Here is a 13,913-nt window from a genome sequence, read left to right as displayed (position 1 = left end):
CGCCGGGCCCGGGCAGCGGGCCGTCCGGGGTGGTGACGCGCAGCGGCATCCGGGCCACGGCGTGGCGCACCAGCCGTTCGGCGAGGGCGGTGCGCGGCCGGGAGGCGGCCGGGACGGTGGCGACGTCCGCCCAGCGTCCCGGGTCGGCCGGGAAGGGGCGGGGCGGGCTGATCTCACGCATGGTCCTCTGTTTCGCGGAGGCGGGGGCGGATGACGGGAGGGGTTCGGTGGCGGGTGGGGAGGGCGGGCCGCCCGGCGGCTCGTGACGGCGCACCGGCAGCCCGCGCAGGTACAGCGCGATGCCGTGGGCGCGGATGGCGGCCGAGACGGCGAGGGTGGACAGGGGGTGCCGGGCGGCGGCGCGGAGCAGCGGGAGCGGGCCGGCGGGTTGCCGGGTGCCGGTGACGGCGGCGGTGAAGGGCCGCTGCCCCGGCTGCTCCAGGGTGACCGTGAGCCGCAGCCGTTCACCGGGGACCGGGAGCCGCATCCGGTAGCCGCCGGCGACCGGGAAGAACGGCGAGACGGGGAAGTCCTTGGCGGTGCGCGCCGCGCCGGTGGCGTCGGGGCTCAGCAGGTACACGTGCCGCTGCCCGTAGGTGTTGTGCACCTCGGCGACGACGCAGCCCAGGGAGCCGTCGCGGTGGTGGCACCAGTAGAGGGTCAGCGGGTTGAAGACGTGCCCCAGGACCCGGGCGTGGGTGAGCATCAGGACCGGCCCGTCGGGCGGGGTCTCCATCCGGGATGCCAGGAAGCGCTCCACTCCCGCGGCGAGCGTCGGTGCCCCGCCGTCGAAGTGGTCGCGCGGGTCGAACCGGGCCAGTGGGCGCAGGGCGCGCGGCAGCCGGGGCGGGGCGGCCGGGTCGATCAGCCACAGATAGGTGCGGTGGCGCACCCGGTGCCGCCGTGGTGAGCGGCGCAGGTGGGTGATCTCGCAGCGGTAGAGGGCGGGCGGGCCCGTACCGGCTGGCCGCCCGGGCGGGTTCACCAGTCCACCCCCAGCGCGGCGGCGGCCTGGACGCCGGAGCGGCAGCCGTCCTCGTGGAAGCCCCAGCCGTGGTAGGCGCCGGCGTACGCGGTGACGGGGCCGCTGAGCGCGGGCAGGCGCAGCTGGGCGGCGACGGACTCGGTGGTGTAGACGGGGTGTTCGTACACCATGCCGGCGATGACGCGGTCGGGGTCGACGCGGTCACCGGCGTTCAGGGAGACCAGGTAGCGGTCCTCACCGGGCCCCTGCGGCAGCCGCTGGAGCCGGGTCATGTCGTAGCTGACCTGGACCTGGCCGGGCTGGGCCCGGCAGGACGGCAGCCAGTAGTTCCAGGAGGCGGCGGCCGAGCGGGCGCGGGGCAGCAGCGTGTCGTCGGTGTGGAGCAGGGTGACGTTGCGCGAGTAGCCGAAGGCGCCCAGCACCTCGCGCTCGGCGTCGCTGGGGTCGGCCAGCAGCCGCAGCGCCTGGTCGGCGTGGGTGGCGACGACGACGGCGTCGAAGGAGTGGACGGCGCCGTCGTCGGTGGTGATCTCCACGCCGTCCGCGGTGCGGCGCACGGTGCGGACGGGGGTGTCGGTGCGGACGGCGGGGAGTTGCTTCACCAGCCGTTCCACGTAACCGCGCGACCCCCCGCGGACGGTGCGCCACACGGGTGAGCCGGTGACGGAGAGCAGCCCGTGGTGGTCGAGGAACTGGAAGAGGTACCGCGCCGGGTAGCGCAGCGCGGTGGCGGGGGCGCAGGACCACACGGCGGACACCAGGGGTGTCATGAAGTGGCCGGTGAAGTAGCGGGAGAACCGCCCCCGGGCGAGGAACTCGCCGAGGGTCTGCCGGTCGCCGCCACTGGAGCGCAGGGCGGCGTGCGCCCTGCGGTGGAACCGGGGCACCTCGGCGAACATCCGCAGGGCGGCCGGGCGCAGCGCGGTGGCGGGGCGGGCGAACAGTCCGCGCGGGCCGCGCGCTCCCGCGTACTCCAGGCCGCAGCCGTCGCACCGCACGGACAGGCTCATCTCGGCCTCCTGGGTGCTGACGCCCAGGTCGCGGAAGAGCCGCAGCAGTTGGGGGTAGGTGCGGTCGTTGTGGACGATGAACCCGGAGTCCACGGCGTGGACGCGGCCGGCTCCGGCGACGTCGTGGGTGTGGGCGTGCCCGCCGAGCCTGCCGTCCGCCTCGAAGAGCGTCACCTCGTCCCGTCTGCTGAGGATGTGGGCGGCGGTGAGTCCGGAGATCCCCGCTCCCACCACCGCGGTACGGCGTGCCGCACCCGTCATGTCGCGCCCTCCTGTCGTCTCTTCCGAGCAGTTTTCGGGAAGTCTTCGGAGCCGCTGCCGACCTGGATGGGTGGCGATCACGGGTTCACCCGGTGGGGGGAGCCGGGAAGTTTTTCCGCCGCGGACCCATCCGTCCCGGGCCCGGTGGCGAATACGGGATGTGAGCAACGAGCGGACAGCGAAGGGGCCGACGCGCCCCGCCCGGCCGCGGAGCGGCCTCCCGTCGGCCGCGGCGGGTGCCGTGGCAGGGCTTCTGGCTGCTTTCACCTCGCTGGCGGTGGCCGAACTGGCCGCCTCCGGGGTGCGGGAGGAGGCCCGGCCGGTGAACGCGGTGGGCGGGGCGGTCATCGACCGGACCCCGGCCGCCGTGAAGGACTGGGCGATCGAGACCTTCGGCACCCACGACAAGCTGGTGCTCCGGCTGGGCATCCTGGGGCTGCTGGGGCTGTTCGCCGTCGCGGTGGGCGTGCTGGGGGCGCGGCTGCGCCGCTCCGGGGCACTCGCCGTGCTGGGCTTCGGGCTGTTCGGCGCCCTGGTGGCGGCCGGCCGGCCCGAAGGAACCGCGAGCGACGCCGTGCCTTCCCTGACGGGAGCGGTGGCGGGCGCCGCGGTGCTGTACGTCCTGACCGGGCCGGGGCTGCGGATGGCCCCGGCGCGGACGGGACCGGGAGAGCGGGAGGGCCGGGGCGACGACGCGGAGCGGCCGGGTTCCGGGGCCGCCCGGACGATGAGCGGCCCGGAGAGGCGGCGGTTCGTCGTGGCGGCGAGCGCGGTGGCCGCGGCCTCGGCCGGCGCCGGGCTCCTCGGGCGGCGGCTGAACGCGTCGGGACGTGCGAGGGCGGCGGCCTCGCGCGCCGCCCTGGGCCTTCCCGCTCCTTCCTCGGCGGCCGGCGCGGTACCGGCCGGCGCCGAACTCGACGTTCCGGGGCTCGGACCGCTCATCACGCCGAACCGCGACTTCTACCGCATCGACACCGCGCTGACCGTCCCGCGGATCGACGCGCGGAGCTGGCGGCTGCGGGTGCACGGCCTGGGAGTCACCAGGCCGCTGGAGCTGAGCTTCGACCAGTTGCTGGAACGCGAGCTGATCGAGCGCCGCATCACCCTCACCTGCGTCTCCAACCCGGTCGGCGGGCGGTACACGGGGAACGCCGCCTGGATCGGGGTGCGGCTGGACGAGGTCCTGGCGGAGGCCGGGGTCCGGCCGCCCTCCCGGGGCGGCCCGGCCGACCAGCTGATCGCCCGTTCGGTGGAGGGCATGACGCTGGGCTCCCCGGTGGAGACCGTCATGGACGGCCGGGACGCGCTGCTGGCGGTCGGTATGAACGGCGAACCGCTGCCGTTCGACCACGGTTTCCCGGTGCGGATGGTGGTTCCGGGTCTGTACGGCTACGTATCGGCGTGCAAGTGGCTGACCGAGCTGGAGCTGACCACCTTCGACCGCTACGACGCCTATTGGGTGGAGCGCGGCTGGGCGGCCCGGGGACCGGTGAAGACCCAGTCCCGCATCGACACCCCGCGGGGCCTCGCCGAGCTGAGCGCCGGTCCCGTACCGGTCGCGGGCGTCGCCTGGGCACAGCACACCGGGATCGACCGGGTGGAGGTGCGGGTCGACGACGGTCCGTGGACGCCGGCCGAACTGGCCGAGGAGGACGGCGTGGACGTGTGGCGGCAGTGGGTGTGGAGGTGGGACGCCACCCCGGGGCGGCACACGCTCCGGGTCCGGGCCACCGACCGTTCCGGTGCGACGCAGACCGCCGACCGGGTGGACGTCGTCCCCGACGGCGCGACCGGCCGCCACGCGGTGGTGGTCACCGTGAGCTGACCCCGGCGCCGCCGAGCCGGCGCCCCGTCCCGCCCGGAAGATCCGTACCCGACTCCCCCGCGCACCGTCGCGGACCGACCGTCACCGATCAGGAGTACTTCTCATGCGCATCAACCGAATCCGCCGCGCCGCCGTCGCCGTCACCGCCGCCGCCGTGCTGCCGCTGAGCCTGGCCGCCTGCTCCTCCGACGACAGCGTCTCGGAGGACACCGGGTCCTCCGCCGGTGGCGGCATGACGGACGGCGGCATGACCGGCGACGACATGACCGGCGACGACATGACGGAGGAGGACATGGCCGGTGCCGCCCAGCCGTTCGGCCCGGCCTGCGCGGCCACCCCCGCCGAGGGCCCGGGCAGCTTCGACGGCATGGCGCTGGACCCGGTGGCCACCGCGGCGGGCAACAACGAGGCGCTGACCACGCTGGTCGGCGCGGTGGAGGCGGCCGGGCTGGTGGACACCCTGAACGATGCCCAGGACATCACCGTCTTCGCGCCCGTCGACGACGCCTTCGCCGCCCTCCCCGAGGAGGACCTGAACGCGGTGCTGGCGGACGAGGACCTGCTGACCGGTGTGCTGACCTACCACGTGGTGGGCGAGCGGATCACGCCCGGGCAGCTGGCGGACGGCACGTTCGAGACGCTCCAGGGCGGCACCGTCACCACCGCCGGATCGGGTGAGTCGTTCACCGTCAACGGCGAGGCCGCCGTGGTCTGCGGCAATGTGCAGACCGCCAACGCCACCGTCTATCTCATCGACACCGTGCTGATGCCGTGATCGGCGTCAGCCGCTGACGCCGTGGCCCGCCGCGATCTCCTCGATCCGGCGGGCCAGTTGCGCGTCCAGCTCGGTGATCTTCCCGCCCACGGAGTGGGTGTTGAGGGCGACGCCGAGCCGGTTGTAGACCAGGGTCAGCTCGGCGTGGTGGTTCAGTTCCTCCTGGGCGACCGAGATGTGCACCAGCAGGGCGACGGCCGCCGGGTGTCCCGGCAGGGAGTACGACCGCACCAGGTGGTCGTCCTCGGCCCGCCAGCCGGGCAGCCCGCTCAGGGTCTCGGCGATCTCCAGGTCGGTCAGCGGCTGCGGCGCCATCGGCGCGCTCCCTTCACACGGTTCGGAACCACGGCGCGGGCCACCCTATGCCTTCGGGTGCGGATCTCCACGGGGCCACGCCCCCGCTCCCCGTCAGTCGGGCTGCTGCTCCATGTGCGCGAGGACGCGATCGGAGATCCGGGCGAGCGCGGCGAGATCCTCCCGGGTGAGGGCGTCGGTGAACAGCCGGCGGACGTGCTCGACGTGCATGGGCGCGGCCTCCTCGATGGCCCGGTGGCCGGCCGGGGTGGCGACGACGAACGCGCCGCGCCCGTCGTCGGGGCACTCCTCCTTCGCCACCAGTCCGCGCTTGGCCATCCGTCTGATCTGGTGGGACATCCGGCTCTTCTCCCACTCCACCACCTTGGCCAGGTCCATGAAGCGCATCCGCCCGCCCTCGTTCCCGGTGAGCTTGACCAGCACGATGTAGTCGGAGGCGGACATGCCGGAGTCGTCCTGGAGCCGGCGGGAGAGTCTGCCGATGAGCTTCTCCTGCATGCGGATGAAGCTGTCCCAGGCGGCCTTCTCCTCCGAGGTCAGCCAGCGAGGCGTTGCGTTCATGGGGGGAGCGTAACGAGAGCGCGGAGCGCCCATCCATCCCGGCGGCGGGGCCGGTTGCGCCGATGCCCCGCGCGACGGCCGGGCCGGAGGGGTGCGAGGACCTCCGCCCGTGACCGGCAACGCGGCACCCCGAGGGGCTAGTTGACGCATCAACTAGCGTGCCCCTAATGTGGTTGACGCGTCAACCACATGACGCGGGGGCCGTCACCGGACGTCCGGCACACGGCTTCCGGCAGACACCGAGACCTCGGTGCGCCCCGAGCCCACGGACGCGAAAGCACCGGAGAGGGAACCCATGAGCACCGGAAACAAGACCGGACTCGACGCGCTGCTGACCCCCGGGGAGAGCGTGCTGGTCCTGATCGACCACCAGCCGTTCCAGTTCGCCAACCTGAACAGCCACGAACCGACGATGATCGTCAACAATGTCGTCGGGCTCGCCAAGGCGGCCAAGGCGTACGACGTCCAGACCATCCTGACGACGGTCCTGGAGGAACGCGGCGGCCTGATCCTCCAGGGCCTGCAGGACGTGTTCCCGGAGCAGCGGCCGATCAACAGGACGCTCATCAACACCTGGGAGGACGCCCGCGTCGTGGACGCCGTCAAGGCGACCGGACGCAAGAAGCTGATCATCGCCGGTCTCTGGACGGACATCTGTGTGGCGATGCCGGCCATCCAGGCGGCGGGCGAGGGCTTCGACGTCTTCGTCGTGACCGACGCCTCGGGCAGCAGCTCCCCCGAGGCCCACGACATGGCCGTGCGGCGCATGGTCCAGGCGGGCATCGTCCCGGTCACCTGGCTGGCGGTGATGAGCGAGTGGCAGCGCGACTGGGCCCGCGAGACGACCCTGCCGGGCGCCACCCAGGTCATGCTGGAGCACGCCGGAGCCACCGGAGTCGCCTTCGCCTGGGAGACGCAGCACCTCGCCGGGCAGGGCCGGACCGGCGCCTGACCCACCGCCGGGCGGCACCCCTGCGAACGGTGCCGCCCGGCACCGGCGGCGCTCGCGGAAGGGCGCCGGCGATCCGGCCCCGGCCGAGGCCGGGAAAGCGCCCGGCCCGGCGGCCCGGCCACCGGCGTGGGTCGTTTGCGGCGCCCCCGGTGATGCGTTGACTGAACCGGACCGGCGGAGGAAGCCCCCGCCGGAAACCCTACGGAGGACACATGGCAGTGGATGTGCGGGACGTTCCGGAAGCCAAGCGGTACGAGGCCCGGGTCGACGGGGAGTCCAAGGTCGCGGGCGTCGCGGAGTACCACAGGACGAAGGAACTCATCGCCTTCGTCCACACCGAGGTCCTGCCCGAGTACGAGGGCAGAGGGGTCGGGTCGGCCCTGGCCCGCGCCTCCCTCGACGAGGCGCGCGCCGCGAACCTGCGGGTGCTGGCCACCTGCCCGTTCTACGCGGGATGGATCGCCCGGCACCCCGCGTACCAGGACCTCCTGTACCAGTCCCGCGGGGACGTCACCGACTGAAGCAGCCGGGCACGACCACGACGGAGGCCGGAATGAGCAACGGAACAGGGAAGAAGTCCTACGAGGGCCGGTCGATCACCGTGACCTTCGAGGCGGCGCGCTGCCAACACGCCGCCGCCTGCGTCCACGGCCTGCCGGAGGTCTTCGACACCGCCCGGCGCCCGTGGATCAGGCCCGACGCGGCCGAGGCCGAGCGCCTGGCCGAGGTGGTGCGGCGCTGCCCCTCGGGCGCGTTGCAGTACGAACGCACCGGCGACGCACCCCGGAGCACGGACCACCACCCGTAGAGCACACCGGTCGCCCCGGTCGCCCCGGTCACGGGACCGACGGGGCGTCCGCGCGCCCGCCCACCCCCGCCGACTCGCCCAGCCAGCGGCGCAGCACGCGGTGCACCTCCTCGGCACCCACCGGCTCACCGCCGCCGGGCAGCGGCTCGGACAGGGCGTGCGGGGAGAGCAGGAACGCCTGGCTCTGCTCACCGCCCAGGCCGCCGTGCGAGCCGACCTGGTCCTCGAAGGCGTGGACGGCGCCGGTCGCGGGATGCAGCGCCGAGTTGATCATCAGATCGGCGGTGTGCGGGAACCGGTCGGTGCGCAGCACTGCCTCCACCGCGCCCGGCCCGAACGGCGCCAGCGGGTCGGGGCCGATGATCTCCCCGCGCGCCAGCCGGTGTTCGCCGCCGCCCGGGCCCAGCACCACCGGCCCGTACCGCTGGTCGCGCACCAGCACGAAGCCGATGCCCGGGTGCTCGGCCAGGGTGGACAGCAGCGCCGGATAGCGCGCGGCGATGTCCGCGCGGGTGGCCCGGCCGGGGATCTCCGGGAACGACACCAGGCCGAGGTTGCCCGAGGCCAGCACCACCGGCGCCGGGCGCGGCGCGTCCGGGTCCTGCGGCGGCTCCGCCGGCTCCTCGGGGCGGTGCAGCGCCGAACGGGCCACCGCCCGCGCCTCGGCGCCGGTCTCCGCCCGCTTCTCGCGCGTTTTGCGCCGGGCCCGGCGCGGCTCGCCCGCCAGCGGCCGGCCGCAGCCGATCCGTACCAGCTCCTCCAGCGAGTGCCCGTACGCGCTCTCGAACGGCTCGCCGTGGCTCTGCCCGTGGTCGGACAGCAGCACCAGATGGTACGGGCGCGGGGCGTACGCGATGGCCTGCCGGATCGTGGCCACGCACCGGTCCAGCCGCCGCAGCACCTGCCGCACGTCCGGCGAACGCGGCCCCGAGTGGTGCGCCACCTCGTCGTAGGCGACCAGGTCGGCGTAGACGGCGGTGCGCCCGGTCAGGATGTCGCCGACCACGGAGGCGGTGACCACGTCGCGCTCCACGACGGTGGCGAACGCCCGGATCAGCGGGTAGAGCCCGCCCCGCCCCACCCGGGGCCCGGTCGGGCGCAGCCGGGCGCGCAGCGACTGACCGATCTCGCGCACCAGTTCGGCGGCGAAGGACAGTACGGTACGGGCGGCGTGCGCGGGGTCGGAGAAGTACGCGAAGTATCCGGCGCGGGAGCGCTCGCCCTTGCCGCGCCGGGCGGCGATGGACACCACCAGCGCGGCCTGCCCGGCGCCGCCGGTGAACAGATTGCCCCGGCTCGCGCCGTCCTGTGCCAGCAGCCCGGGGTCGCCGGTCCTGGCGGCGGCGCGGCGCTGGAGTTCGGCGGCGCCGGAGGGGCGGTTGCTGACCACGACCACGCCGCGTTCCTTCTCGTACCAGCGGAAGGCGGGCACGTCCTCGTTGCTGCCGTGCAGGATCCCCAGCTGGGAGGCGCCGGTCTGGCTCGACCAGTCGGTGCGCCAGCGGGTGAGCCGGTGGCTGGTGCCGCACAGGGCGGCGACCGTCGGCATCAGGGGGCGCTCGCCCGCGATCGCCTCGCGCAGCAGCGGGTAGCCGATGCCGTCGAGCTGGAGGAAGACGGTCCCGGCGGGCCGTGGACCGGCCGGTTCCCGTTCTTCGCCGGACTCCTGTCCCCGGCGCCGGCCGCCGGGCGGCCGGTCGCCCCACGGTGCCATGCGGCGCAGCCGGCGGCGCTGGGCGCCCTGGTCGCGGACGGCGAGCCAGGTGCTGGTGGCGGAGGAGGTCAGCGACATGGCGGCGGCCACGACGACGGCGGTCTGCGGGCTGGCCTCGCCGCGCCCGTAGGGGATGAGGCTGAGCGCGAAGAGCAGCAGCGACCCGTTCAGCAGGAACACCAGGGAGGCGAGGGCGAGGGCGGGCACCAGCAGCAGGGCGCGGACGAGCCACGGCCACACCAGGGCGGACAGCAGGCCGAAGGCCCCGGCGCCGAGGAAGGCGGTGGCGCCGACCCGGGTGAAGCTGTCGCCGTGCGCGGACTGGAGCCGGAAATCGGGCAGGACGAGGGCGAGCACCACCATGGTGGCGGCGCTCACGGCCCATACCGCGAGCACGCGCAGCACCGCCGCGCCCCCGCTCCGCACCCCTGCCACCGCCCGGCCCTCCCGTCGCTCGTGCCGCCCGTGCCGCTTCCGTCCCGTCCATCCTGCCCGGACCGCGCGGGCGCACGGGGCGGACGTCACCGGGCAAACACACGTAGGCTTCCGGTATCGGAACGACGTACGGGCGGGTGGGAGGAGTTCCTGGTGCCGGTGGACATCACCTGGTGGGGCCATGCCACCGCCACCGTCCGGGATTCCGGGGTCGCGGTGCTGACCGATCCGCTGATCACCCGGCGCTGCGCCCATCTGTGGCGGCGGCGCGGGGCGGTGCCGCCCCCGGCGGCGCTGAGCGCGGACGTGGTGGTGGTGTCGCACCTGCACTCCGATCATCTGCATCTGCGGTCGCTGGCGCGGCTGGCGCCCGGCACCCCGCTGGTGCTGCCGCGCGGTGCGGTGCGGGCGGTCCCGGGGCTGCGGCGGCTGGCGGCGCGGCTGCCGGTGTACGAGCTGACGCCCGGGGAGTCGCTGCCCTTCGGACCGGTGACGATCCGGGCGGTGCCGGCGGCGCACGACGGGCGGCGGCTGCCGGTGGGGCCGCGCCGGGTGTCCGCGCTCGGCTATGTGATCGAGGGCGCCTCGCGCACGTACTACGCGGGCGACACCGGCCTGTTCGACGGCATGGCGCGCGAGACGGGCCCGGTGGACACCGCGCTGCTGCCGGTGGGCGGCTGGGGGCCGGGGCTGGGGCACGGCCATCTGAACGCGGAGCGTGCGGCGCGGGCGCTGACCCGGCTGCGGCCCGCGCACGCGGTGCCGGTGCACTACGGCACGTACTGGCCGCTGGGGTTCGCGGCGGTGCGGCCGCACGAGTTCCACGCGCCGGGGGACGAGTTCGTCCGGCACGCGGCGCGGCTGGCGCCGGGGGTACGGGTGCACCGGCTGGAGCACGGGGAACGGGTACGGGTGCCGGTGGGGCCGGCGGTCCGGGAGTGACCCCGGGCGCGCTGCGGTCGCTGCCGCAGCTGGCGCCCGTGGTACCGCTGGCGGCCGAGCACAGCGAGCAGGCGTCGGTCGGGTTGCCGTCGCTGTTCCTGCTGGTGCTGGTGGGGTCGCTGGTGCCGGTGATACCGACGGGCGCGCTGGTCAGTTCGGCGGGTGTGGTGGCGTTCCACCACGGCGATCCGGTGGTCTTCACGGCGCTGGTGTTCGCGACGGCGTCCCTGGCGGCGTTCGGCGGGGATCTGCTGCTGTTCGTGCTGGGCCGGGGCGGTACGCGCTGGCTGCGGCGGCTGCGCGAGCAGAGCGCGCCGGGCGCGGTGCGGCGCGCCCAGCGGCAGCTGGCGGAGCGGGGGACGGTGGTGCTGGTGGTGTCCCGGCTGCTGCCCGGGGGCCGGATCCCGGTGATGCTGGCGGCGCTGCTGACCCGGATGCCGGTGGCGGCGTACGCGCGCGGCTGTTTCCCGGCGGCGCTGGCGTGGGCGGCGACGTACCAGCTGATCGGGCTGCTGGGCGGGGCGCTGTTCCCGCATCCGTGGCAGGGGGTGCTGGCGGCGGTGGTGCTGGCGCTGCTGTTCGCGGCGGCCCCGCAGCTGTGGCGGCGGGGGGCGGCGCGGGGCGGCTGACGCCCGCGCCCCGGCAGCGGTGCGGGGCGGGTGTCTCAGGAGGGGACCCCGGTGCGGAGGCCGTCGGCGAACAGGATGCGCAGCCGCATCGCGCCCTCCCGGATCTCGCGGGCGCGGGTGTACTCGGGCGAGTCGTACCAGGCCCGGACGCGCTCCATGTCGGGGAACTCGATGACGACCAGGCGGGCGGAGTCCCAGGTCCCCTCGACCGGTACCGGTGTCGGCCCGGCCACCAGGTACCGGCCGCCGTAGCGGCCGATGGACGGGATGGCCACCTCGCTGTAGGCGAGGGCGGCCTGCTCGTCGTCCAGGCTCTCGACGTCGACGACCACATAGGCGGGCATGCGCACTCCTCTTCACCGGCTACTGAGTACACGGCGTGTACTTTTTCCTCGCTGAGGATGAACGCAACGCTGTAACCTGTCAAGGTGACCGAGCAGACGAGGACCATGACCCGCAGGGAGCGGCTGCGTGCCGAGACGACCCGGGAGATCACGGCGATCGCCCTGGCCCAGATGGCCGCGGACGGCCCCGGAGCGATCTCCCTGCGCGGGATCGCCCGGGAGATGGGGATGACGCCCCGCGCCATCTACAGCTACTTCGCCACCCGCGACGATCTGATCACCGCGCTGACCGGCGGCATCGCGACCGATCTGGCCGACACCCTGGAGGCCGCCCGCGACGCGCTGCCATCGGCCGACACCGGGGGCCGGCTGCTCGCCTGGGCACTGGCCACCCGGGCGTGGGCCCTGGCCAACCCCCAGGGTTTCCGCCTCTTCTACGGGGACCCGGTGCCCGGCTACCGGCCGCCGGAGGACGGCCCGGTGGAGCGCGCCTCGCGCCGGATCTGCGGCGGCCTCACCCGGCTGGTCGCCGACGCCTGGCCGGCGGCGGTCCGCCACCAGCCGGCGAGCGTGAGCTGGTCGGACTTCCCCCCGGCGTTCCTCGCCAGGCTCCAGGACGACGACGGCGCCGAGATCCCGCCCGCCGCGGCCGCACTCGCGCTGCGGGTGTGGGGCCGGATGCACGGTCTGGTCACCCTGGAGCTCCACGGCCACCTCGGCGCGGTCGTCCACGATCCGGCCGCCCTGTACCGCGCGGACATGCTCGACCTGATCGCCTCCCTGGGCCTGACCCCACCGGAATGACCGTCCGCCGCGACGGCGCCCGGCCCCTCCCCTGACACCCCGCCCGGACAGCGCCGACCGGGCCCTCCCCGGACGGGCCGCCCCCGCCCACCGCACCGGCCCATGGACGAGCCGCCCGGCGGAACACCGCCCCCGCTAGAACCCGCGCGCCTCGCGGGCCCCCTTCTCCAGGACGCGGGACGCGCCCACCGGCAGGTCCCACAGGTCCTGGCGGGGCAGTCCGGCCGCGCCCCAGGCGGCGCGGACGCGGTCCAGCGGCTCCAGCGGCGGCTCCGAGGAGAGCAGGAACGTGCCCCAGTGCATGGGCGCCATCCGGGTGGCCCCCACGTCCTGGAAGGCGGCGACCGCCTCCTCCGGGTCGGTGTGCACCGGCTGCTGGAGGCGGCGCGGCGCGTACGCCCCGATCGGCAGCAGCGCCAGGTCGATCCCCGGGTAGCGGGCGCCGATCTCCGCGAACCAGTGGCCGTAACCGGTGTCCCCCGCGAAGTACACCCGCCGCCCGGAGCGCGCGGTGAGCACCCAGCCGCCCCACAGCGTGCGGCAGGTGTCGTACAGGCCGCGCCGCGACCAGTGGTGGGCGGGCACGAAGTCGAACCGGACGGCGGCGGCCCGGCCGCCGGGCGCGGGCAGTTCGGCGGCCTCCCACCAGTCGAGTTCGGTGACCCGGATGAAGCCGCGCCGGCGGCACCAGGAGGCCAGTCCCGCCGGTACGAACAGCGGGGTGGCGCGCGGCAGCCGCTTGAGGGTGGGCGCGTCGAGATGGTCGTAGTGGTTGTGCGAGATGACGACCGCGTCGACCGGCGGCAGATCGTCCCAGGCCACGCCCGGCGGGGTGACCCGGGCCGGGGTGCCGAGGATCTTGCGCGACCACACGGGGTCGGTGAGCACGGTGAGGCCGCCGATGCGGATCACCCAGCTCGCGTGCCCCGCCCAGGTGACGGCCAGCGCGCCGGGCTCGGTCTCGGGCAGCGGGGCGGGCGCGAACGGCAGCTCGCCGCCGCTCCGCAGCGCCTCCTGTTCCGGCCGCAGCCCGCCCATCTCGCGGGCGGCGAGCAGCAGGGCGGTCAGCCCGGGGCGGGGGCTGGTCAGCCGGTCCACGAAGCTGCGCGGCCAGCTGCGGCGCTCGCCCAGCGGACGCGGGGAGTGCTGGACGGGCGCGTGCGGTTCGGTCATACGGGGCCTCCCGGGTGCTGTTCCCATCCACGGCGAGGTGGCGCGGCACGGCAATCCCGGTGGTCCGTCACGGTGACGCCCGGAGCAGCCCGTCCGGAATGCGGGACAGCGTTGCTCAGTATCCGAGACGGACCGCACACTGGGCGGCATGCCGAACGACGCGACGTACACCCATGGCCACCACGACTCCGTGCTGCGCTCGCACCGCTGGCGCACCGCCGAGAACTCCGCCGGTCATCTGCTCCCGGAACTGCGCCCCGGGCAGCGGCTGCTGGACGTGGGCTGCGGCCCCGGCACCATCAGCGCCGATCTGGCGGAGCGGGTGGCCGGGGACGGCGGCGAGGTGGTCGCGGTGGACGCGGCGGCCGGCGTCCTGGAGC

The 13,913-nt window shown here is 75.0% G+C and carries 14 protein-coding genes and 2 pseudogenes; 9 read left to right on the top strand and 7 right to left on the bottom strand.

Translation table 11 applies throughout. The features are described 5' to 3' along the window. Nucleotides 1-256: 256 nt before the first annotated feature. A pseudogene (locus ACFV5N_RS14130) lies at nucleotides 257-985 on the bottom strand (DUF1365 domain-containing protein); the annotation flags it as partial. Continuing rightward, nucleotides 982-2,256, bottom strand: a complete 1,275-nt coding sequence (locus ACFV5N_RS14125; RefSeq protein WP_385598593.1) for an NAD(P)/FAD-dependent oxidoreductase — start codon at nucleotides 2,254-2,256, stop codon at nucleotides 982-984. The pseudogene ACFV5N_RS14130 and the gene ACFV5N_RS14125, both read right to left, overlap by 4 nt. A gap of 151 nt (nucleotides 2,257-2,407) precedes the next feature. On the opposite strand from ACFV5N_RS14125, the gene ACFV5N_RS14120 reads away from it, so the two are divergent. Then, the gene (locus tag ACFV5N_RS14120) at nucleotides 2,408-4,081 is read left to right on the top strand and encodes a molybdopterin-dependent oxidoreductase (RefSeq protein ID WP_385598599.1); all 1,674 of its coding nucleotides are present in this window, start codon (nucleotides 2,408-2,410) and stop codon (nucleotides 4,079-4,081) included. Nucleotides 4,082-4,184: 103 nt separating this feature from the next. Then, nucleotides 4,185-4,856, top strand: a complete 672-nt coding sequence (locus ACFV5N_RS14115) for a fasciclin domain-containing protein (RefSeq protein WP_385598590.1) — start codon at nucleotides 4,185-4,187, stop codon at nucleotides 4,854-4,856. 6 nt (nucleotides 4,857-4,862) lie between these two features. Here the strand turns inward: ACFV5N_RS14115 and ACFV5N_RS14110 are convergent, their stop codons facing one another. Further along, nucleotides 4,863-5,171 (bottom strand): 4a-hydroxytetrahydrobiopterin dehydratase, encoded by a 309-nt coding sequence (locus ACFV5N_RS14110; protein WP_385598587.1) that lies wholly within the window; start codon nucleotides 5,169-5,171, stop codon nucleotides 4,863-4,865. 93 nt (nucleotides 5,172-5,264) lie between these two features. Then, complete coding sequence (locus ACFV5N_RS14105; protein WP_385598584.1) at nucleotides 5,265-5,732, bottom strand: MarR family winged helix-turn-helix transcriptional regulator; 468 nt, start codon at nucleotides 5,730-5,732, stop codon at nucleotides 5,265-5,267. A 295-nt stretch (nucleotides 5,733-6,027) separates the two neighbouring features. Between ACFV5N_RS14105 and ACFV5N_RS14100 the strand changes: the two genes are divergently transcribed. The 3 genes from ACFV5N_RS14100 to ACFV5N_RS14090 all read left to right on the top strand — a co-directional run bounded on the left by ACFV5N_RS14100 (nucleotide 6,028) and on the right by ACFV5N_RS14090 (nucleotide 7,492). Then, nucleotides 6,028-6,684, top strand: coding sequence for a hydrolase (locus ACFV5N_RS14100; protein WP_385598581.1), 657 nt, complete (start codon nucleotides 6,028-6,030; stop codon nucleotides 6,682-6,684). 212 nt (nucleotides 6,685-6,896) lie between these two features. Further along, nucleotides 6,897-7,205: a GNAT family N-acetyltransferase gene (locus ACFV5N_RS14095; protein ID WP_385598578.1), complete on the top strand. Its 309-nt coding sequence runs from the start codon at nucleotides 6,897-6,899 to the stop codon at nucleotides 7,203-7,205. A 32-nt stretch (nucleotides 7,206-7,237) separates the two neighbouring features. Beyond that, nucleotides 7,238-7,492: a (4Fe-4S)-binding protein gene (locus ACFV5N_RS14090; RefSeq protein WP_385598575.1), complete on the top strand. Its 255-nt coding sequence runs from the start codon at nucleotides 7,238-7,240 to the stop codon at nucleotides 7,490-7,492. A gap of 28 nt (nucleotides 7,493-7,520) precedes the next feature. Here the strand turns inward: ACFV5N_RS14090 and ACFV5N_RS14085 are convergent, their stop codons facing one another. Next, nucleotides 7,521-9,569, bottom strand: a complete 2,049-nt coding sequence (locus tag ACFV5N_RS14085) for a phage holin family protein (protein ID WP_385598596.1) — start codon at nucleotides 9,567-9,569, stop codon at nucleotides 7,521-7,523. 225 nt (nucleotides 9,570-9,794) lie between these two features. Between ACFV5N_RS14085 and ACFV5N_RS14080 the strand changes: the two genes are divergently transcribed. Both ACFV5N_RS14080 and ACFV5N_RS14075 read left to right on the top strand, forming a co-directional pair. Then, complete coding sequence (locus ACFV5N_RS14080) at nucleotides 9,795-10,583, top strand: MBL fold metallo-hydrolase (protein ID WP_385598572.1); 789 nt, start codon at nucleotides 9,795-9,797, stop codon at nucleotides 10,581-10,583. Then, nucleotides 10,580-11,212, top strand: a complete 633-nt coding sequence (locus ACFV5N_RS14075; RefSeq protein ID WP_385598569.1) for a DedA family protein — start codon at nucleotides 10,580-10,582, stop codon at nucleotides 11,210-11,212. The genes ACFV5N_RS14080 and ACFV5N_RS14075 overlap by 4 nt, the downstream gene beginning before the upstream one ends. A gap of 35 nt (nucleotides 11,213-11,247) precedes the next feature. Here the strand turns inward: ACFV5N_RS14075 and ACFV5N_RS14070 are convergent, their stop codons facing one another. Beyond that, entirely contained in the window at nucleotides 11,248-11,556 is a 309-nt protein-coding gene (locus ACFV5N_RS14070; RefSeq protein WP_385598566.1) for a DUF1330 domain-containing protein, read from the bottom strand. A gap of 84 nt (nucleotides 11,557-11,640) precedes the next feature. Here ACFV5N_RS14070 and ACFV5N_RS14065 point away from each other — a divergent pair, with 84 nt between their 5' ends. Next, a complete protein-coding gene (locus ACFV5N_RS14065) occupies nucleotides 11,641-12,360 on the top strand; it encodes a TetR/AcrR family transcriptional regulator (RefSeq protein ID WP_385598564.1) in 720 nt (239 codons plus the stop codon). A 135-nt stretch (nucleotides 12,361-12,495) separates the two neighbouring features. Here the strand turns inward: ACFV5N_RS14065 and ACFV5N_RS14060 are convergent, their stop codons facing one another. Further along, complete coding sequence (locus ACFV5N_RS14060) at nucleotides 12,496-13,533, bottom strand: MBL fold metallo-hydrolase (protein ID WP_385598562.1); 1,038 nt, start codon at nucleotides 13,531-13,533, stop codon at nucleotides 12,496-12,498. 148 nt (nucleotides 13,534-13,681) lie between these two features. Here ACFV5N_RS14060 and ACFV5N_RS14055 point away from each other — a divergent pair. Beyond that, nucleotides 13,682-13,913: pseudogene (locus ACFV5N_RS14055) on the top strand (SAM-dependent methyltransferase); the annotation flags it as partial.

Origin of the sequence: Streptomyces sp. NPDC059853 (assembly GCF_042731495.1) — a bacterium.
Classification (GTDB): Bacteria; Actinomycetota; Actinomycetes; order Streptomycetales; family Streptomycetaceae; genus Streptomyces.
Note: the sequence above shows the minus strand (reverse complement) of the source record. Positions and strands in the feature narration are given on the sequence as shown.

Bases quoted from the DNA above. Each gene is read 5' to 3' on its own strand.
- ACFV5N_RS14125 (WP_385598593.1), bottom strand. From the start codon at position 2,256: ATGACGGGTGCGGCACGCCGTACCGCGGTGGTGGGAGCGGGGATCTCC.
- ACFV5N_RS14115 (WP_385598590.1), top strand. From the start codon at position 4,185: ATGCGCATCAACCGAATCCGCCGCGCCGCCGTCGCCGTCACCGCCGCC.
- ACFV5N_RS14110 (WP_385598587.1), bottom strand. From the start codon at position 5,171: ATGGCGCCGCAGCCGCTGACCGACCTGGAGATCGCCGAGACCCTGAGC.
- ACFV5N_RS14105 (WP_385598584.1), bottom strand. From the start codon at position 5,732: ATGAACGCAACGCCTCGCTGGCTGACCTCGGAGGAGAAGGCCGCCTGG.
- ACFV5N_RS14100 (WP_385598581.1), top strand. From the start codon at position 6,028: ATGAGCACCGGAAACAAGACCGGACTCGACGCGCTGCTGACCCCCGGG.
- ACFV5N_RS14095 (WP_385598578.1), top strand. From the start codon at position 6,897: ATGGCAGTGGATGTGCGGGACGTTCCGGAAGCCAAGCGGTACGAGGCC.
- ACFV5N_RS14090 (WP_385598575.1), top strand. From the start codon at position 7,238: ATGAGCAACGGAACAGGGAAGAAGTCCTACGAGGGCCGGTCGATCACC.
- ACFV5N_RS14085 (WP_385598596.1), bottom strand. From the start codon at position 9,569: ATGGTGGTGCTCGCCCTCGTCCTGCCCGATTTCCGGCTCCAGTCCGCG.
- ACFV5N_RS14070 (WP_385598566.1), bottom strand. From the start codon at position 11,556: ATGCCCGCCTATGTGGTCGTCGACGTCGAGAGCCTGGACGACGAGCAG.
- ACFV5N_RS14060 (WP_385598562.1), bottom strand. From the start codon at position 13,533: ATGACCGAACCGCACGCGCCCGTCCAGCACTCCCCGCGTCCGCTGGGC.